20 protein-coding genes are annotated in these 17,486 nt (G+C 43.3%); 14 read left to right on the top strand and 6 right to left on the bottom strand.

The features are described 5' to 3' along the window. Window positions 1–19: 19 nt before the first annotated feature. Complete coding sequence (gene glf / locus IMZ16_RS01180) at window positions 20–1,108, bottom strand: UDP-galactopyranose mutase (RefSeq protein WP_193440160.1); 1,089 nt, start codon at window positions 1,106–1,108, stop codon at window positions 20–22. A gap of 8 nt (window positions 1,109–1,116) precedes the next feature. Continuing rightward, complete coding sequence (locus tag IMZ16_RS01175; protein ID WP_193440159.1) at window positions 1,117–2,193, bottom strand: glycosyltransferase family 1 protein; 1,077 nt, start codon at window positions 2,191–2,193, stop codon at window positions 1,117–1,119. 306 nt (window positions 2,194–2,499) lie between these two features. Here IMZ16_RS01175 and IMZ16_RS01170 point away from each other — a divergent pair, with 306 nt between their 5' ends. The 14 genes from IMZ16_RS01170 to IMZ16_RS01110 all read left to right on the top strand — a co-directional run bounded on the left by IMZ16_RS01170 (window position 2,500) and on the right by IMZ16_RS01110 (window position 14,166). Next, window positions 2,500–2,718 carry a hypothetical protein gene (locus IMZ16_RS01170; RefSeq protein ID WP_193440158.1) on the top strand — a complete coding sequence of 73 codons (219 nt, stop codon included), beginning with the start codon at window positions 2,500–2,502 and terminating at the stop codon, window positions 2,716–2,718. 240 nt (window positions 2,719–2,958) lie between these two features. Then, a complete protein-coding gene (dnaK, locus tag IMZ16_RS01165) occupies window positions 2,959–4,860 on the top strand; it encodes a molecular chaperone DnaK (protein WP_193440157.1) in 1,902 nt (633 codons plus the stop codon). 226 nt (window positions 4,861–5,086) lie between these two features. Beyond that, window positions 5,087–5,650: a helix-turn-helix transcriptional regulator gene (locus IMZ16_RS01160; protein ID WP_193440156.1), complete on the top strand. Its 564-nt coding sequence runs from the start codon at window positions 5,087–5,089 to the stop codon at window positions 5,648–5,650. Then, window positions 5,647–6,672, top strand: a complete 1,026-nt coding sequence (locus tag IMZ16_RS01155; RefSeq protein ID WP_227411537.1) for a site-specific integrase — start codon at window positions 5,647–5,649, stop codon at window positions 6,670–6,672. Before IMZ16_RS01160 ends, IMZ16_RS01155 begins: the two co-directional genes overlap by 4 nt. Further along, entirely contained in the window at window positions 6,567–6,899 is a 333-nt protein-coding gene (locus IMZ16_RS10310) for a site-specific integrase (RefSeq protein WP_227411536.1), read from the top strand. The genes IMZ16_RS01155 and IMZ16_RS10310 overlap by 106 nt, the downstream gene beginning before the upstream one ends. Window positions 6,900–7,076: 177 nt before the next feature. Then, window positions 7,077–7,658 carry a hypothetical protein gene (locus tag IMZ16_RS01150; RefSeq protein WP_193440155.1) on the top strand — a complete coding sequence of 194 codons (582 nt, stop codon included), beginning with the start codon at window positions 7,077–7,079 and terminating at the stop codon, window positions 7,656–7,658. Window positions 7,659–7,766: 108 nt separating this feature from the next. Then, window positions 7,767–8,108, top strand: a complete 342-nt coding sequence (locus IMZ16_RS01145) for a helix-turn-helix domain-containing protein (RefSeq protein WP_193440154.1) — start codon at window positions 7,767–7,769, stop codon at window positions 8,106–8,108. A gap of 1 nt (window position 8,109) precedes the next feature. After that, on the top strand, window positions 8,110–9,267 hold the full coding sequence (locus tag IMZ16_RS01140) for a VapE domain-containing protein (protein ID WP_193440153.1): 1,158 nt from the start codon (window positions 8,110–8,112) through the stop codon (window positions 9,265–9,267). Between the two features lie 420 nt (window positions 9,268–9,687). Beyond that, a complete protein-coding gene (locus IMZ16_RS01135; protein ID WP_227411535.1) occupies window positions 9,688–10,464 on the top strand; it encodes a toprim domain-containing protein in 777 nt (258 codons plus the stop codon). Between the two features lie 236 nt (window positions 10,465–10,700). Next, the gene (locus IMZ16_RS01130; RefSeq protein WP_193440151.1) at window positions 10,701–11,174 is read left to right on the top strand and encodes a plasmid mobilization protein; all 474 of its coding nucleotides are present in this window, start codon (window positions 10,701–10,703) and stop codon (window positions 11,172–11,174) included. Continuing rightward, window positions 11,143–12,051 (top strand): relaxase/mobilization nuclease domain-containing protein, encoded by a 909-nt coding sequence (locus IMZ16_RS01125; RefSeq protein ID WP_193440150.1) that lies wholly within the window; start codon window positions 11,143–11,145, stop codon window positions 12,049–12,051. The genes IMZ16_RS01130 and IMZ16_RS01125 overlap by 32 nt, the downstream gene beginning before the upstream one ends. A 29-nt stretch (window positions 12,052–12,080) precedes the next feature. Then, the gene (locus IMZ16_RS01120; RefSeq protein ID WP_193440149.1) at window positions 12,081–12,665 is read left to right on the top strand and encodes a hypothetical protein; all 585 of its coding nucleotides are present in this window, start codon (window positions 12,081–12,083) and stop codon (window positions 12,663–12,665) included. An 80-nt stretch (window positions 12,666–12,745) separates the two neighbouring features. Further along, a complete protein-coding gene (gene ycaC, locus IMZ16_RS01115; protein ID WP_193440148.1) occupies window positions 12,746–13,411 on the top strand; it encodes an isochorismate family cysteine hydrolase YcaC in 666 nt (221 codons plus the stop codon). A gap of 59 nt (window positions 13,412–13,470) precedes the next feature. Further along, window positions 13,471–14,166 (top strand): YoaK family protein, encoded by a 696-nt coding sequence (locus IMZ16_RS01110; protein ID WP_193440147.1) that lies wholly within the window; start codon window positions 13,471–13,473, stop codon window positions 14,164–14,166. A gap of 82 nt (window positions 14,167–14,248) precedes the next feature. On the opposite strand, the gene IMZ16_RS10475 is transcribed toward IMZ16_RS01110, so the two are convergent. The 4 genes from IMZ16_RS10475 to IMZ16_RS01095 form a co-directional block, all read right to left on the bottom strand. Beyond that, complete coding sequence (locus IMZ16_RS10475; RefSeq protein ID WP_317173228.1) at window positions 14,249–14,467, bottom strand: hypothetical protein; 219 nt, start codon at window positions 14,465–14,467, stop codon at window positions 14,249–14,251. After that, window positions 14,468–14,827, bottom strand: a complete 360-nt coding sequence (locus IMZ16_RS10470; RefSeq protein ID WP_317173227.1) for a TMEM175 family protein — start codon at window positions 14,825–14,827, stop codon at window positions 14,468–14,470. 23 nt (window positions 14,828–14,850) lie between these two features. Next, window positions 14,851–15,225, bottom strand: coding sequence for a DoxX family protein (locus tag IMZ16_RS01100; RefSeq protein WP_227411534.1), 375 nt, complete (start codon window positions 15,223–15,225; stop codon window positions 14,851–14,853). A gap of 136 nt (window positions 15,226–15,361) precedes the next feature. After that, entirely contained in the window at window positions 15,362–17,164 is a 1,803-nt protein-coding gene (locus IMZ16_RS01095) for a pirin family protein (protein ID WP_193440145.1), read from the bottom strand. Between the last annotated feature and the right edge of the window lie 322 nt (window positions 17,165–17,486).

Here is a 17,486-nt window from a genome sequence, read left to right as displayed (position 1 = left end):
ATTATTATTAGCAGCCAGGCTATTTTTCGGAAAGTTTTTTAAACAGCGCGAGCGACTGGGCTACTACCTGATCCATATTATAGTACCTGTATGTGCCCAGCCTTCCTGTGAAATAAATATTTGGCAGCTGATCGGCAAGTATTTTATACCTCCTGTAAAGTTCCTGGTTTTCTGCTCTCGGGATGGGATAGTATGGATCGCCCTCTGCTGTGGGGTATTCGTACACTATAGATGTGTGCGGGTGCTTTTGCCCTGTAAGGTGTTTAAATTCGGTAATCCTTGTGTACAGCTGGGTCATCGGGAAATTGACGGTGCCCACCTGCTGAAAATTTTCCTGCGGGAGGTTTTGAAATTCAAAGTGGATGGATCTGTAGGGAAGTTTACCAAACTTGTAGCCAAAATAGGCATCAATAGGGCCTGTATAGATTAAATTTTCAAATGGGATGATTTCCGCTATATCCTGGAAATCTGTATTGAGCATAATGTGGATATTTGGGTGATCCAGCATCTTCCTGAACATTTCTGTATAGCCGTGCAGCGGCATCGCTTGGTAGGTATCTGTAAAATATCTGCCATCAGCATTCGTGCGCGTAGGCACGCGTGCAGTAACAGAAGAATCCAGCTCGGAGGGATCCAGATCCCACTGCTTACGCGTGTAGCCACGGAAAAATTTTTCATACAACTCCTTTCCTACAGCGTTTACAACGACATCCTCCGAGGTGAGTATAGGCGCGCGTTTTTCCGCTTTAGCTTCCAAAAAAGCCTGCGCCTCTGCGCTGCTGAGATTTAAGCCAAACAGTTTGTTAATCGTGGTGAGATTAATGGGTATAGGTACCAGCTGCCCATCCACGCTGCCCAAGACGCGGTGCTCGTAAGGCCGCCACTTGGTAAATCTGCTTAAGTATAGGAAGACTTCCTTAGAATTGGTATGAAAGATATGAGGCCCGTATTTATGGATCAGGATGCCCTCTTCATTGTAATAATCATAAGCATTTCCGGCAATATGGTTTCTTTTTTCTGCTATTAAAATTCTTTTCCCCGTGGAAGCCAGCCGCTCAGCGAGTACTGCCCCGGCAAAGCCACAGCCGACAATTAAATAATCGTACATAAAATAATTTAGATGTTATCTATAAGCTCAGACATTTTTTGGAAAGTATCATCCCAGGAGCTGCCCCGCAGGAATTCGTCTACTTTATGTACCCATTCCTCCCGCTTATTATTTTTCAGTTCAAATTCTGCCGCAGCGATTAGCTCATCGGCACCCTCGGCTATGTGCACAAGCCGGTTTCTTCCATAGGGATTTACGACATCCTGTATGGGCGTGGAGATTACCGGGAGGCCCGCCGCTAGATATTCCGGAGTTTTTGTTGGGCTGATAAATTCCGTAGATTCATTCATTGCAAAAGGGATGAGCGCGATATCCCAGCCTGCGGCATAGATTGGCAGGTCCTGATAGGATTTTTGTCCGAGATAGTGGATGTTTGGCGCCTTGGGCAGTTCTTTCTCACTTATTTTGACAACCGGGCCGATGAGAACAAAGTGCCAATCGGGTCTTTTGTATGCCGCCTCCGATATAAGCTGGGAATCCAGGCGCTCGTCTATCACGCCGTAAAACCCCAGCCGAGGATGCGGAATTCTCCGCTGGTCTTCCGGCTCGTCGGTGATGGTTCGCGCCTGCTGAAAATGCTCCTTGTCTATGCTGCTGGGGAATGGGTGTATATTATGGTGGCGGTGCTTTTTAGCCTCATAAAGGGAATGCCCTCCCGTGAATACAACATCTGCTATGCGGAACAGCTCTTCTTCCAGCTCCTTTAGCTGGGGTGGCGCAAACCTGAATTTGGAGAGCTCGTCCATACTGTCATACACTGTAAACTGCGGCACAAGGTGCGAGGTGTATTCCACTGCCATCGGGGTATAGTACCAAATGCCGTAGCAGTCTATATGTCTTTCCGCTAAGAAATTATCCAATAAAGATGCTATGTTACCAGCATCAAAACCTTTATTTTCCGCATAAAATAGAGTAACTATTACCACCCCGTCCTTTTCCTCTGTTAAAACAGCCTCTCGCTCTGCGGGTTTTGGTTCCTCGAAATAATATACTTTATACTTAGAAGTAAACCGGCTTAGCAGATGCTGCGGTCTCTGATACACGAAATTCCAACCTAGGTGGCTGAAACAAAGTAAGGAAATCATATAAGTTTCGTGAGAAATGTGGAAATTAATTATTAAGCCTGCTGAAGTTTGCCCTTTTTAAAGAGCCCAAAAGGTAAAAATTATTATTATTTTCCACAAGTTTTATATGAGCGAGAAACTGCGGTGTGAAAAACCTTCGCTTTTTGCGTGGAGGTTGATTGGCTTTGCCAAATATAATAGCCTTCGAATGGCAAACTGTTAATAGCAATGAAAATTGTCCCACAAAATGAGCTTCGTAGAAGCGAACCGAAACCCGATTGTTTTCAGTGAAAATTTTATTTTAGCAAACGAAATTTTTGGGAAAATATGAAAGTAATCATTGAAGAAGCTGAAAGCGGTTTCTACGGTTTTGCGGAAGATGACAACATTGTGGATGCGCTTGTAACTTACGGTAGCACCGTCGAAGAATTTAAGGAAGATTTCAAAGAAGTTCTGGAAATAGTGATTCAGTCCAAAGAAAGGAATGGTGATTTGAAAGCCGCGGAATATTACAGAAACGCCGTTCCTGAATTTGTTTTTAAATAGAAACTTTACCAAAGATTTGAAACTTTACCAAAGTGCGATTTAAAAACTTCGCGTTTTTGCGTGGAAATTTATCAACACCCATCTCATCAATTTTCACTTATCAATCATTAATTATAAAAAATCTGCCAATTTGTCAGAAGATTTTGCTTGGTATTATTTTCGTAATTTGGGATAGCGTCGAAACGATAGATCGGCAAAGTGTTTTAAACAAAATTTAAAAAACAAAAAATCCTAAATATTATGAGCAAAATAATCGGAATTGACCTGGGTACTACGAACTCGTGCGTTTCCGTAATGGAAGGCAAAGACCCTGTAGTAATCCCAAATGCGGAAGGCAAGAGAACTACGCCTTCCATCGTGGCTTTCACGGCGGATGGTGAGAGAAAAGTGGGCGACCCTGCGAAAAGACAGGCGGTAACCAACCCGAAAAACACCATCTATTCCATAAAGAGATTTATGGGCTCGGCGTTCAACCAAAACGAAGCGGACAAGGTGCCGTACGAAGTGAAAAAAGGTGCGAACGATACCGTGAAGGTGAAAGTTGACGACAGGGAATATACGCCGCAGGAAATTTCTGCGATGATCCTGCAGAAAATGAAAAAAACGGCGGAAGATTTCCTTGGGCAGGAAGTGAGCAGAGCGGTAATTACCGTGCCGGCCTACTTTAACGACAGCCAGAGACAGGCAACGAAGGAAGCGGGCGAAATCGCTGGTCTTACAGTAGAAAGAATCATCAACGAACCTACTGCTGCAGCGCTGGCCTACGGCCTCGACAAAAATAATAAAGACCAGAAAATCGCGGTGTACGACCTTGGTGGAGGTACTTTCGATATTTCCATCCTGGATTTGGGAGACGGCGTTTTCGAAGTGCTTTCCACGAATGGTGATACGCATCTTGGCGGTGATGATTTTGACGATGTTATCATCAACTGGCTTGCCGGCGAATTCCAAACCGAAGAAGGCGTGGATCTGAAGCAGGATGCCATAGCGCTACAGAGGCTGAAAGAAGCGGCGGAGAAAGCGAAAATCGAGCTTTCGGCTTCCACGCAAACGGAAATTAATCTGCCATACATCACGGCTACAGCTTCTGGGCCGAAGCACCTTGTGAAAACTTTGACGAGGGCGAAATTCGAGCAGCTTTCCGCTGAATTGGTGCGCCGCTCTATGGAGCCTTGCAAGAAAGCCTTGGAAGATGCAGGCCTGAAAACTTCTGACATCGATGAAGTGATTTTGGTGGGTGGTTCTACAAGAATCCCAATCATCCAAGAAGAAGTGGAGAAATTCTTCGGCAAAAAACCTTCAAAAGGCGTAAACCCTGATGAAGTAGTGGCCATAGGTGCTGCAATTCAGGGCGGCGTATTGACGGGCGATGTGAAGGATGTGCTTCTGCTGGATGTAACGCCGCTTTCTCTCGGCATCGAAACTATGGGCTCAGTGTTCACGAAACTCATCGAAGCGAACACCACCATCCCTACCAAAAAATCGGAAGTATTCTCCACAGCCAGCGACAATCAGCCAGCGGTAAGCATCCGTGTTGGCCAGGGTGAAAGGCCGATGTTCAACGATAATAAGGAAATCGGCAGATTTGATTTGACGGATATTCCGCCTGCACCAAGAGGTGTACCGCAAATTGAGGTAACTTTTGATATCGATGCAAACGGTATCCTTTCCGTTTCGGCGAAAGATAAGGGCACCGGTAAAGAGCAATCCATCAAAATTCAGGCTTCCTCCGGACTTTCCGATGATGAAATCGAAAGAATGAAGCGGGAGGCTCAGGAAAACTCTGCTGCCGATGCGAAGCGCAAAGAGGAAGCGGAAGTTTTCAACAAAGCGGACGGCCTGATTTTCCAGACGGAGAAGCAGCTGAAGGAATTTGGCGACAAGCTTTCCGCGGATAAAAAATCTGCGATTGAAACTGCGGTTGCCGATTTGAAAACGGCCTTCGAAGCGAAGAATATGGACGATGTAAAAGCCAAAACCGAAGCGCTGGATGCAGCGTGGATGGCAGCATCTGAGGAGCTGTACGCTGCAGGTCAGCAGGCACAGGGCGCACCGGATATGAACGATATGGGCGGAAACCAAAACCCGAACAACGGCGGTGCAGATGATGTACAGGATGCTGATTTCGAGGAGGTCAAGTAGGGAAAGTAACAAACGATAATTATTAATTACTAAATCGCTGTAAACTATTTGTTTACGGCGATTTTTAATTTTAATTTATTTTAAATAATTGTCGATTTTAATCGATTTTTATCATATATTTGTATCATATTTGTACCGCGCCTTATTTGGATACAATGTGCGTCTTATGCGCCTTATTTTATTTTCAGTTGAAAAGTAACACAAAAATTCAGGGAAAATTATCATAATGGGATTTAGCAAATTAAAGATACCGAGAGTATGCGAACAATGTTCGAAACCATTTGAAGCTAAGACAGTTACTACTCGTTTTTGTTCTTCTTCTTGTGCTAATAAAGCAGGGAAAGAACGGAAGAGACAGGAGAAAATTCAAAAAGAAACCGAAGGTTTACTTCAGAAATATTCTAACAAGATTGCGGAAACTCAAACTCGTGAATTTATTTCTGTTTCCGAAGCAACGGTAATGTTTGGAATTTCAAAAGATACTATTCACAGAATGATTAAAAGAGGACTGATTACAGGACAAAATCTTGGAATAAGATTAACCCGCGTAAAAAGGTCAGATTTGGAAGCACTATTTACGGCTGTAAAAATCCCCGTCGAGCAAAAGAGAGAAAAACCCAAATTTGAAGTTGGCGAATGCTATACAATTTCGGAAATCTGCGCGAAATTTTATGCGGATCCGGTCACTGTTAATAACGCAATTAAGCGATATAAGATTCCTAAGAAAAAAGTTGGAAGTTTTGTGTATGTTCCTAAGAGTTTAATTGATGAAATTTTTGCTGGAAAATGAAAGAACTGCTTAAAACAAAAGTCACGGTTCGGCTTCGGAAATCCGAACACCGCAAGGAATGGTATATTTATCTTGAAAGTTATCCAGTGAGTGTTCCGGGAAAGAAGAATCTACAGAGAATCCGGGAATATTTGAACCGCAGTGTTACGACGGTTGAATTTGACAAGAATAGACCTGCGCGAACAAAGGAAGATTCGGTATCCTATAAACCCAAAAGGGATGACAATGGAATAATCGTCTGCAAAAGCGAAGCTGACCGTGAAACTATGATCTACGCCGATTCGGTGCGTAAGTTACGGCAGAAAGAATTTGATAATGTGGATCTCTACAGCGAACTGGATAAATTTCAGGCAGAACAAAAAGAAAAATCGGAGGAGAATTTCATTAAATACTTCGAGGGCTTAATTAATAAACGTCATAAAAACAGTTCAGAATCTATCCGAATTAACTGGGAGCGAGCAGTTTATTTTTTGAAAGAATATACGGGAGAAATGGTTCCATTTTCCAAAATTGATTTAAAGTTTTGCGAGAATTTTAAGAATTATCTTCTTAGTGCACCCAGAGGCGGAAATAAAGAAGGCACGCTTTCCAAAAATAGCGCAAGTACTTATTTTTCGATTTTCAAAGCAGCGTTAAAGCAGGCATTTATAGACGGTTACTTTTTATCGGAGATTTCTGCAAAAATTAAAGGAATTGCAGATGAAGAATCACGCAGAGAATATCTGACGATAGAGGAACTTAACAAATTGGCTTCCACAACTTGCGAGAATGATGTGATGAAACGCGCGGCATTATTTTCGGCTTTGACCGGACTTCGCTTATCCGATATTCAAAAACTGAAATGGAAAGAAATAAGTGTTGAGAGTGGTTTGCCAAAAATTCATTTTACCCAGCAAAAAACGAAAGGTGTGGATATATGCCTATTTCGGAGCAGGCGTTGGAACTTTGCGGAGAAAATGGCGAACCAAATGATTTTGTTTTTGAAGGACTTCCAAATTCCGCGTGGATCTCCCGACCGCTGAAAAAATGGATTGAAAGTGCCGGAATTACCAAGAAAATAACCTTCCACAATTTCCGACATACTTTTGCTACACTGCAACTTGCGAACGGAACGGACATTTATACTGTAAGCAAAATGCTCGGCCATACCAATGTAAAAACAACACAAGTATATGCGAAAGTGGTGGATGAATCCAAAAACAAGGCGGCAAACGCAATTAAGCTTAAACTAAGTCTCACGACTAAATAATTCATGAATGTCAAATTTTTTGAAAATGTCCTGAAGTACGGATCTGTATTGGTCTGCTGCGTGATCGTTGGCATCTTTTCCAGAATAATTTATCTGAATACTGGCGGTGACGTTTATACTGGCAATGCGATTATGTAGACGGTTATTGCGGGTTTATTTATACTTTATTCCGGGATTATGATTTTTCTTCATGAAGTTTCAACTACGGTTACAAAAAAGAAAAGCAGGAAAGAATTTGTAAAAACTGACAATAAACCTTCAGAACCAGTTTTTAATTCAGATCCAATAGATATCAACCGTTCTGTAGAAACATTAAAACTGCCTTCTAATGAACCTGATTTTAATATCCAAGAAATCCGCAATTTGAAAACACAGACACTTTCAAAGATTGCGGAAGAAAAGAAAATTATCGCGATAAATTATACCCGTGAGGAATTTGCACTGCATATCTCGGATGAAGATTTAGACCGCCTTTGCGAATCGGTTTCGATTTATGCAGAAAATGTTGATTTTGAGAATCTGAAATCGGTATCGGTTCGGGGATTGGTAAATCTTGATTTATTTCATTTTGGCTGGAATCTTTGGAACCATTTCCGGAATCGAGATCAAAAAGAAACGGCAGTATTTCTGAAAACGGTTTTTGCAGAATCATTAAGTTATATCGAGGAAGAAAGTATAAAAAAACACTTAAAAGATGACGAACAAAAAGGTATCATTAAAATTAAAAAGGTTTTAACATCCGAAGTCGATAATTATTGAGCACAAATTAATGTGTTTTCTAAGTGATTCCTCTGTGATATAGTGTTTACCGCTGTCACAGGCGAATCACTTTTTCTCTTTGCACCATAATAATCAAAAACAAGTATTATGGAACAGACAGAAATTTCATTTGAAAACCTTCTAAAAGCAGTAGCGTTTTTATCGGATCAAATTGCTGAAATCAAGCAATTGGTTACAAGTCAAAACTCAACATCAGAAGTTGAAAAAAGGATTCCTATTGACATCGATGCTGCTTCAAAAATTATTGGCAAGGCAAAACCTACAATCTATACGCTTGTCCGCGAGCGTAAAATTCCGTGCTATAAAAATGGTAAGAAACTCTATTTTTTTGAAGATGAATTGATGGCTTGGATTTCTTCCGGTAAAAGAAAAACTATTCTGGAAATCGAGGAAGATGCAGAAAAGTCATATAGAAAAAAACATCTTTAATATGGACGAATCACCTAAACTCTACCAAACCGATTCCGAGACCACTACCATTTTCGATATGGTGATGAAGTATCTTGAAAGCAAGTATGACCTTCGCTTTAACGCCATCGCCCTGGAGATAGAAATATCGCTCAAGGGAGAGGACGGCTGGACGGAGCTGAACATCAACTCCCTGCTGATAGAACTCGTACAGGCCGGGATGCAGATTACGATGCAGAAGTTGGAGATCCTCGTACGGAGCCACCTGATAAAGAGATACAACCCGATAGCGGAATACTTTGAAAAACTCGCGGGCTGGGACGGCGAAGACCATATCCGGAAGCTGGCGGGATTTGTTCGGACCAACGACAGCGAAGCGTTCCGCTACCATCTCGAGAAGTGGCTGACCCGCGCCGTGCTTTGCGCATTGAAGAAAGACTATGTCAACAAGCAGTGCCTCGTGCTGGCAAGCTCCAGGCAGAATACGGGCAAGACCACCTTTTTGCGTTTCCTCATCCCGAACGGGCTCAGGGATTATTATTCCGAAAATGTCACGGTGGACAAGGACGGCATCATCGCTATCTGCAAAAATTTCATCCTCAATGCCGACGAGCTGGCCGTCCTGTCCAAATCGGATGTCAACACCCTGAAGTCCTTCATCTCAATGGGCGGCGCGAAAGTAAGGGTGCCGTATGGGAGAAAGCCGGAGAGCATGGATAGGATATGTTCCTTTGTTGCCTCCACCAACAGAACAGATTTCCTTACCGACGAGACAGGAAGCGTAAGGTGGCTAGTTTTCGAAGTTTTCAGCATTGATTTCGCCTATGTGGAGGAAATAGACATAGACAAGGTATGGGCGCAGGCGTACCACAATGCTTTTGAAAGAAAAAATTACCAGCCGGAAATGACACTCTCGGACATAGAGGCCAACGAGCTGAGGAACGAGCAGTTTTCCCAGCTTTCACTTGAGCAGGAGATCGTTTCCGCACACTTCGAGAAATCGAAGGACATCAAGGACTTTCTTACGGCGACGGACATCGTTGTGGCAATGAACAACGCCCTGAATTTAAGATTGAACAATATCAAGGTCGGAAAGGCGCTCACCAGGCTCAAGTATGAGAGAGTCAAGCACCCGAAACTCCAGGTTTACGGCTACCTGATCCGAAGAAAGATTGACTGAAAGAAAGTTTAAATCATTGACATTCAATTTATCCTACCTACTTACCTAAATGGACTTACAGAACTCATTTCCAAATTTTTATCAAGGTAATTAAAATATATAAGACTTTACCTAAACTACCATAGTTGAAGTAGGGATCCAATTAACAGGTAACAACAAGGTAAGTCATAAAATGATATAACGAACTGATATTCAATGTTTAGGTAGGCAGGTATGGAAAAACGGTAAAAACATAACTGGATATAAAGAAATAAACTTTAAAAAACACAAAAGATGAACTGCAAACAAGCCAATGAAAATATCAGCATCCGGGAAGTTCTTGAGAGTTTTTCTCTATTCCCAAGCAAAGAACATCCGAAAACAGCCTATTATTATGCTATCAATCGACAAGAACGAACGCCAAGTTTATTAGTGAATTATGTGAAAAATATTGCCTTTGATTTTGGCACTGGAAAACAATACGATGTCGTGTCGATAGTTCAGGAGCTCAAACAATGCACTGTATCCGATGCTCTTGAATATCTTGAAAAATTTGATTTTTCTTTTCAAAAGCAAAAGGGAAATTTAAACAATCCAAAAGAAGAAACTAAATCTTATCAAATATTAGAAGTAAAAGAAGTGTCACATCCAGCGTTGATTGAATATTTAAAATATAGAAAACTCGAATCTCAAAAATCTGAACTTCAGGAAATTCATTACGAAATGAATGGGAAGAACTATTTCGGATTAGGATTCAAAAACGATTCGGGAGGCTACGAAATCCGCAGCAGGTTTTCCAAAATCTGTCTTGGAAAAAAGGATATCACCACGATAAAAAATAATTCTGAAAACCTCAAGGTTTTCGAGGGCTTTACCGACTACCTCTCCCTTAAAATTTTAGCACAAGAAAAGTCACCTTCCGACTATCTAATTCTGAACTCAGTCGCCATGGTTCACAAGGCATCAGGGCTTTTTGGAAATTATAAATCTGTCGAAATGTACCTGGATAACGACCGCGCCGGCGAACAGTGCAGGGATTCAATTTTGAAAATATTCCCAGAGGCAGATGACCGGTCGAATGAATATCTCCTTCATCAAGATCTGAATGATTTCCTGATATCACAGGAAGAAAAGACACTTGAAAATAAGCTTGAAAAAAATCAAACAGCCATACACGAGTCCGAGGAAAACCGGAATATTTACAGGAGAAAAAGATGAAAATTCATACAAGCCGGCCTGCGCAAAATAAGCACAGGTGGAATGCTCTAAAAAAGCTGGGTAAAAACTTGCCATGTATTTAGTGCAAAAAGTACCCAATGTTTACAACAAGCGTATGCTTGCCGTAAAAATCGGGCTTTTTGGTTTCCTCCTTTCGTCGGAAACACTTGTTTGGAAATATGATTCAAGCCCATAATTTAAAATCATAAAAAAATTAAACACAAAATAAAAACAAAATGAAAAATGATTTTTTAAAACAGTTTGTAAGACAGGTTTCCGAGCAGCAAATTGCAAAGGTTGCCGAAGAAAAAAGAAGGAACCGCTTTCGCGAAATGGGTCGAAAGGGAGGTTTGAAAAAGAAGACGGCGAACCAATTTTCAAAGGTAGTCTCCGTGAGATTTACCGAAAAGGAGTTTGAGAAAATTCAAAAGGAAGCAGAAAAATATAACCTGAAAATTTCAAAATATTTAAGGCTGATTTCTACCGAAAAGGAACTTAAAGTAAACGAGTTCAAGACAGACGAAGTTCTATTGAATTACGGCAACAATTTTATAAGGATATCCAATCTGCTTAGGAACAGAGAATGGAACGAGTTTGAAAACAAGAAAGAGATCCTTGAGGAAATTCAAACCACAACGAGGTTGATCCGGGAATACCTCTACCAACAAATTATCAAGCATGAACAATTCGGCAACGACGAGGAGGATTAGTAAGATCGCCATTGAATACAACGGCAATGACAAAGGCACGGCGGAATGTATTTATTCCAACAACCTGCTTTCCACAACGCCGGAGGAAAGATTTGAAGAGATGAAGATTGTCGCCGAGAGAAATCCGAATGTAAAGAAATGGGCTCTCACAGGTTACATTTCACCACCAAGGGAAATCGGCGACAGACTGCCAAACGAAGAGTTGAAGGAACTGGCTTTAAAATCATTGAAGGATGTGGGACTTACGGAAAATAACCAGGTCGTCCTGGATGTCCACAATTCCACGAAGCAGAAACATATCCACTTCATCGTGAACCGCATAGATGTTTATGGTAAATGCACGGTAAAATCTGCCAATATCGGAAAGCGCTTCGGTGAATCAGTGAGAAATGTCTGCAAAGAGATGAACCTTAAAACAGATGTGGAAATCGGAAAGGAGAAAAAGCAGCAGATGCTGAAAGTGCTGCAAAACTGTCTGAAGGTCTCAAGAAATTTTGATGACTTGGTCGATTATATGCGGCGATGCGGTTACAGAGTGACGCTCTCGCAGAATGTGAAGGAGGGTATTTCGGGGATCCGGATTGTCCGTCTAAAGGACATCAACGACCATACCCAGAGGCAGTACCATCCCGGTTACAAACTTTCGGAGATCACCAGCAAACTGAAGATTAAGGACATCAAGGAAATCCTAAACCGGAATGCGGAAAACCACCAGTCGGCAATTTTCAGTCAGAGTAATCCACAAACGAACGAAATAAAGCATCCGGAAAAATCAGCCCTCAGGGAGATTGAGAGTGCCATGAAGGAAATGCTCAAACCGAGCTACACACCGGCGGCTGACGATGAATTGCTGAGGAAGAGAAAAAGAAGGCGATAGGTCTTTAAAAAAAACATCAAAAAAACAAAATGAACAACAACGAATTTAACAACCAAGAGAATACAGAAAATTATTCTTCACAAGATGCAGGCATCGAACTTTTGCATCGCGTCATAGAAAGTAATAAGGCGGTAGAAATTTCGGGGAAGGCGATTTTCCACATGTACTGCGACATCAAGGAGGATGTAAAGAAAATCCAAGCACTGGCACATGAAGAAAATCTAAAACGGCAGGAATTGCTCAAATCCATCCCCAACAATATTATCGCAGAATTATCTCCGGACGTTATAAAGCATCTGGAAAAATTCCATCAGAAATCAGATACTGTTAAATATTGGTTTTTCGGAATCGTAGCTATATTGCTGGTTGCATTTTTTATTTTAACAGCAACTGTTTATCTCGGAAAAAACTGGTACCGAGAGAGCGTCCGAACTAAGACCGAGGTTCGAGAGGAAATCCTCAAGGAGATCAAGAATGAAAACAAGGCGATTTATGAAACAGAGCAAGTAAAACAGCTGGAACATAACACCACGCTGATGAACAAATGGATGCAGAAAAACCCTAAAGACGCAGAAAAGTTCTTGAAGTTTAAGGAGGGGTATGAGAGTAGGTAGACTAAAAATTATTTGAATCTGTCTCACAACTGAGGCAGATTCATATTTTTACTGTAAAATTAACTATTTATTTTAAAGATATGTTTGGATCCAAAAAAGAACCCGAAGAACTAAAACCGGCCGTTTCAGAGACCGGCGCATTTCAGTATCAGAGGCTGAATAAAGACCATGCCCTTGTCATGTTTGTGGACCACCAGGCCGGATTGCTGTCTCTGGTAAGGGACATTGAGCCTGTGGAATTCAAGGCCAACATCATGGCACTCGCCGACCTGGCAGAATACTTTGAACTTCCTACCATCCTCACGGCCAGCATCCAGAAAGGCCCGAACGGCCCCATTATGCCGGAACTGACCGAAAAGTTTCCGAAAGCAAAACTCATCGACCGCCCCGGCGAGATCAATGCCTGGGATAACGAGGATGTGGTAAAGGCGGTGGAAAAAACCGGACGCAAGCAGATCATCATTGCGGGCATCGTAACAGAAGTATGTGTGGCATTTCCTACGCTTTCACTACTGGAGGCGGGATATCAGGTATTTGTGGCGGTGGATGCCTCCGGAACCTTTAACGAACTTACCCGGAATGCTGCATGGCTGCGAATGCAGAACGCCGGTGCGCAACTGGTGAACTGGTTTGCCATTGCCAATGAAATGCGCAGGGACTGGAGAGAGGACATGCCGGGCTACCTGGAACTTTTCAAGAGGAATATTCCCGCTTACAAGCCTTTGGTAGACAGCTATTTAAAATAGTTCAACATTCATTACTTAAGGAGTTTCTGTCTAGAGGCTCCTTTTTAATTTTATCTGCGATGAACAATAATTTAAAATCCGCCCTGCTCAATTCTGTGGGTGGCGGCATTGATGCCATCGGATATATTGCCCTCTTCGGCTTTTTTACAGCGCATGTAACGGGCAACTTGGTGGTGGCAGGGGCAAGTTGGGTGGAAGGCGATCCCGGACTATGGATCAAGCTGCTGGCGATCCCGGTTTTCATCTTTACGGTCTTCCTGTGCAAGCTGATCATAGACCGCGGAGCGAAAGTCCTGCAGCCCAATGTACTGCTCTCCAGCATCTTCCTTCTGGAAGCATTGCTGCTGAGCCTCTTTATGTTGGCCGGGCTCTATTTTACGCCGTTTGAAGGGGCAGGTGCGGGCGATCTTGCTGCAACTGCCTTCCTGGGACTCGCTGCGCTTGCGGTAAGGAATACCAGCGGAAAAACTTTGCTTAAGGATGTAGCGCCCAGTACAGTGATGACAGGAAATGCCACTTCGCTGGGTATGGAACTGGCGGAATTCTTCAGCACAGGAAAAGAAAAAGACCGCAAGGAACTGTTAAAAAGTTTCATCAATGTGCTTACCTTCGTACTGGGTGCATTTGTCGGGACGCTGCTGTATGTGAAACTTGGATTCTGGTCCGTGGCATTTTTTGTTTTCATTGATCTGGTTCTGGCGTATTTTGCTTATCAGTACCAGATTTGCCCCAAACCTTCCGGAGAGGGATCTTAGAGGTATCTACTAAAGGGCGTGTACTTTGGTTTGGGCCCGTAACTTTTGATTTTGCCGTGAATGTGAGCCTTTTTATTAAAGGTTATGACATAAGGCTTTTTTCAATTCTGGTATCCGGAATGAGCCACATCAGCGCCACGATCCAGTAAATACCCACGCTGATAAACGGACAGAAAAAAGAACATGCAATACCTGAAAGATAGAGCAGGATCGACAGGTATTCCTTCCGTTGATTCCCCAGTGCGTCCTTCACTTTTTTATTTTCCTGCCCCGCCGCAAAAGAAAATTTAGCCAGAACCATTTAGGAGCAGGCCGCACCCAGCAGTACCACACCATACACCGCCACGGGATTTTCCCCAAAATTATTGGCTCCCATCCAGTCCGTACTGAAGGGGATGAGGGAAAGGAAGAACAGCAGCCCCAGATTGGCCCACAGCACCTTCCCGTTGATTTTTTCAATAATCTGAAACAGGTGGTGGTGATTGTTCCAGTAAATGCCCACGTATAAAAAACTTAGGATATAAGCCAGGAATTTGGGCAGCAGAGGCCTGAGGGCAGAAAAATCCTGTCCGTTTGCCGGCACTTTTAGCTCCAAAACCATAATCGTAATGATGATGGCCAAAACGCCGTCGCTGAAGGCCTCCAGTCTCGAACTTTTCATCTGTCAGTAACTATTTGTTAAAGTTAATCCCATCCGTTATGGGTAGAAACCGCATATCTGCCGCCACCTGTAAAAACCAGCGCCAGCGCACCGAAGAAAAAGAGTGCCGGTACTTCCAGTCCCCATGCGCCCACTTCGGTAACGGTTGCTATTTTATCCTGCATCGCCGTTAATACAGCCACCACCATAGTACCTGCCACCAGAGCGGCAGCTATACGGGTACGCCAGCCGATGATTAACAATAAAGGCGCAAGCACTTCCCCGAGATAAGCCAGATAGGCTAAAGCACCCGGCAGACCGTGCTGCTCGAAAACGCCTTCCACAAAGCCTGTCCCGAAACGGATTTTAGCAACGCCATGAAAGAGCATGAGGATGCCCAGGGCAACTCTGAGGATCATAATCCCTAAATCATTGTTTTTAAGAAAAGACATATTATAAGTTTTTATGTTTTAACCCGGCAAATTTACGGTACGGCTGTATGGTTTTAGATTGATTTAGGATAAGAAAATTTTCTTCCAGATGAAAGCAATTCCTTTAAGGAGCCGGTTGCTTCATGGGTACTTCGATGATTAAAACTTCTGCACCCTGTCCGGTAAATTCAATATTAATTTCCGGGGAATCCCATAAGCCAAGGCCATCGCGGGGGTTTAGCAAATGGCCGTTTGCGCTCGCCGTGCCGGATACCGTCATGATATATACGCCGTTTTCAGGATTTTTCAGGGTATAGGAAGCCTGTTGTCCTGCCCCGAAACTTCCGAGATGAAGCCACGCGTCCTGGTAGATCCATCCGCCTTCATCGTCCTTATCGGGCGAAATAATCTGCTGAAATCTGTTTTGCCTGCCTTCATTGGAAAACGTAATTTTATCATATTTCGGTGGGGTGTTGCGCTCCTTAGGATAGATCCAGATTTGCAGCAAGGTAGCATCTTTTTCGTCACTGTGGTTGTGCTCGCTGTGGAAAAGTCCCGTCCCTGCAGACATTACCTGTACTTCCAGACTTCTGATAATGGCGACATTGTCCAGAGTATCGCGGTGCTGCAGAACCCCTGTTACGGGAATGCTGATGATTTCCATATTATCATGCGGATGCGTGCCGAACCCTTTTTCAGCCTCAATAATATCATCGTTCAGTACGCGCAGGGCACCGAATCCCAGTCTGTCACTGTCATAATAGTCTCCAAAACTGAAAGTGGGAAAACTGGTGACGAGGTCATTTTTAAAGACGGCCCTGTTCTGTGCGGGGATGAAGATGAAATGTTTTCCTTTTATGGTCTCTTCTTTTTTATGGGAGGTTTCGGCCTCCGCAATCTCCGGTACCTGTTGGAAAATTTCGTTTTTCAGAAGTCCGCTTCCGCCGCCGTAATGGGTGATGGGGATAATACCTGCCGAGTGCGCTGCCTCACGCAATTGGTTTTCTTCCTCCGGAGAAAGCCCGGCACTGATGAGCAGGATGTCGGTTGGGTTTTGCTCCAGATACTTCTGCGCGTCTGCTACCGTATGGGCAATGCCCGCATGCCAGTTTTCGGTTTTCTGCACTACCCGCTGCAGGGTGGCCATTCCGTCTTCGTTATTTTTTCCTACGATCAGAAATTTCAGTGGTCTCATTTTGTTTAAATTTTGGTTGAAGTAAACCAGATCTGAGGGATTAGGCTTAAATTCCTGATAACTTTCTATGGTTTCAGGCGTAGGGAATCGGGAAATAATATTGGGATTTCCTCTTTTCAGATCCCACAGGTAATGCTGGTTACCATTGGTGAGAATTACGAATCTACAGTTTTGGGCCTCTACCATTTTCTCCTGCATGGCGATCATGGAGTTGGCATAGAGAACCTGTATATACTCTACTGTAGCGGTGTAGGATGCCAGATCCTGTACATTTTCCAGGTTATAGCGTCCGCTTTCGGCCTGTATGGATGCGAGTTCCTGCGCGGCTTTCAGCTTTCCTCCAAGGTAGAGGGGCTGCCTTACAAAAACGCCGGCCAGGAGGCTTCCCTGCTTTCCGATTTCGGGGTTGCCGTCCGGGTACAGGGCGCTGACGATATTCTGCGAGGTGGTATAAAACTGCTGCTGGAGCGCAGGTGGAGGGGTATTGCCAGTAATATGCTGGTAAAGCTGGCCCACACTTCCCGTAAGTTCTCCGGCAGCGTAGTTCACGACATTACTCTTTTCACCCTGCAGGTTGAGCCGGGTTTTTTCGCCCAGATAATTGTAGCCTGCCAGAACATCCACTTTGGGCAGATGGTTTTTTTTGGTGCTTTGGTAAAGATTTTCTCGTGTGGAGAGCGACTGCTTTGCGATGGGCACGGCAGGATTGTTCTCCCGGGCACGGCTGATCATTTCAGTAAGAGTAGCGCTCTGGCACCACGCGAAGAGGGGTAACGACCCAAGCAGCAGACTGACGATTTTCTTTCTCAATTGTTTCTGTTTTTAAGTAAATTTATTCCAACACCGTATGCTTGAGATTGTTTTATGGAATGACCTGCCTGACTGTTGCTTGGCAGGTTTGCAGTTTTTTTAACCTGTTCAAAGATAATATTAAAAATGGGCACCTCAAAATTGGGAAGCATCAGTTTCGTTTTAATCCTGCTGATATTTTTAGCATATCATTCAGTGGTTATTTTGTCATAAAAAATCCCCACCTTCTGTGTGAGGCAGGGAT

This window comes from Cruoricaptor ignavus (assembly GCF_014961145.1).
Lineage (GTDB): Bacteria > Bacteroidota > Bacteroidia > Flavobacteriales > Weeksellaceae > Cruoricaptor > Cruoricaptor ignavus.
This window is presented reverse-complemented; position numbering and strand designations above follow the sequence as displayed.

What these genes read in the sequence shown, in the direction of transcription:
- IMZ16_RS01100 (WP_227411534.1), bottom strand. Translation starts at nt 15,225, where the DNA reads ATGATCCTCAGAGTTGCCCTGGGCATCCTCATGCTCTTTCATGGCGTT.
- ycaC (WP_193440148.1), top strand. Translation starts at nt 12,746, where the DNA reads ATGTTTGGATCCAAAAAAGAACCCGAAGAACTAAAACCGGCCGTTTCA.
- IMZ16_RS01130 (WP_193440151.1), top strand. Translation starts at nt 10,701, where the DNA reads ATGAAAAATGATTTTTTAAAACAGTTTGTAAGACAGGTTTCCGAGCAG.
- IMZ16_RS01160 (WP_193440156.1), top strand. Translation starts at nt 5,087, where the DNA reads ATGGGATTTAGCAAATTAAAGATACCGAGAGTATGCGAACAATGTTCG.
- IMZ16_RS01140 (WP_193440153.1), top strand. Translation starts at nt 8,110, where the DNA reads ATGGACGAATCACCTAAACTCTACCAAACCGATTCCGAGACCACTACC.
- IMZ16_RS01155 (WP_227411537.1), top strand. Translation starts at nt 5,647, where the DNA reads ATGAAAGAACTGCTTAAAACAAAAGTCACGGTTCGGCTTCGGAAATCC.
- IMZ16_RS01110 (WP_193440147.1), top strand. Translation starts at nt 13,471, where the DNA reads ATGAACAATAATTTAAAATCCGCCCTGCTCAATTCTGTGGGTGGCGGC.
- IMZ16_RS01175 (WP_193440159.1), bottom strand. Translation starts at nt 2,193, where the DNA reads ATGATTTCCTTACTTTGTTTCAGCCACCTAGGTTGGAATTTCGTGTAT.
- dnaK (WP_193440157.1), top strand. Translation starts at nt 2,959, where the DNA reads ATGAGCAAAATAATCGGAATTGACCTGGGTACTACGAACTCGTGCGTT.
- IMZ16_RS10310 (WP_227411536.1), top strand. Translation starts at nt 6,567, where the DNA reads ATGCCTATTTCGGAGCAGGCGTTGGAACTTTGCGGAGAAAATGGCGAA.
- IMZ16_RS01095 (WP_193440145.1), bottom strand. Translation starts at nt 17,164, where the DNA reads ATGATCAGCCGTGCCCGGGAGAACAATCCTGCCGTGCCCATCGCAAAG.
- IMZ16_RS01150 (WP_193440155.1), top strand. Translation starts at nt 7,077, where the DNA reads ATGATTTTTCTTCATGAAGTTTCAACTACGGTTACAAAAAAGAAAAGC.
- IMZ16_RS01120 (WP_193440149.1), top strand. Translation starts at nt 12,081, where the DNA reads ATGAACAACAACGAATTTAACAACCAAGAGAATACAGAAAATTATTCT.
- IMZ16_RS01125 (WP_193440150.1), top strand. Translation starts at nt 11,143, where the DNA reads ATGAACAATTCGGCAACGACGAGGAGGATTAGTAAGATCGCCATTGAA.
- IMZ16_RS01170 (WP_193440158.1), top strand. Translation starts at nt 2,500, where the DNA reads ATGAAAGTAATCATTGAAGAAGCTGAAAGCGGTTTCTACGGTTTTGCG.
- IMZ16_RS10475 (WP_317173228.1), bottom strand. Translation starts at nt 14,467, where the DNA reads ATGGTTCTGGCTAAATTTTCTTTTGCGGCGGGGCAGGAAAATAAAAAA.
- IMZ16_RS10470 (WP_317173227.1), bottom strand. Translation starts at nt 14,827, where the DNA reads ATGAAAAGTTCGAGACTGGAGGCCTTCAGCGACGGCGTTTTGGCCATC.
- IMZ16_RS01145 (WP_193440154.1), top strand. Translation starts at nt 7,767, where the DNA reads ATGGAACAGACAGAAATTTCATTTGAAAACCTTCTAAAAGCAGTAGCG.
- glf (WP_193440160.1), bottom strand. Translation starts at nt 1,108, where the DNA reads ATGTACGATTATTTAATTGTCGGCTGTGGCTTTGCCGGGGCAGTACTC.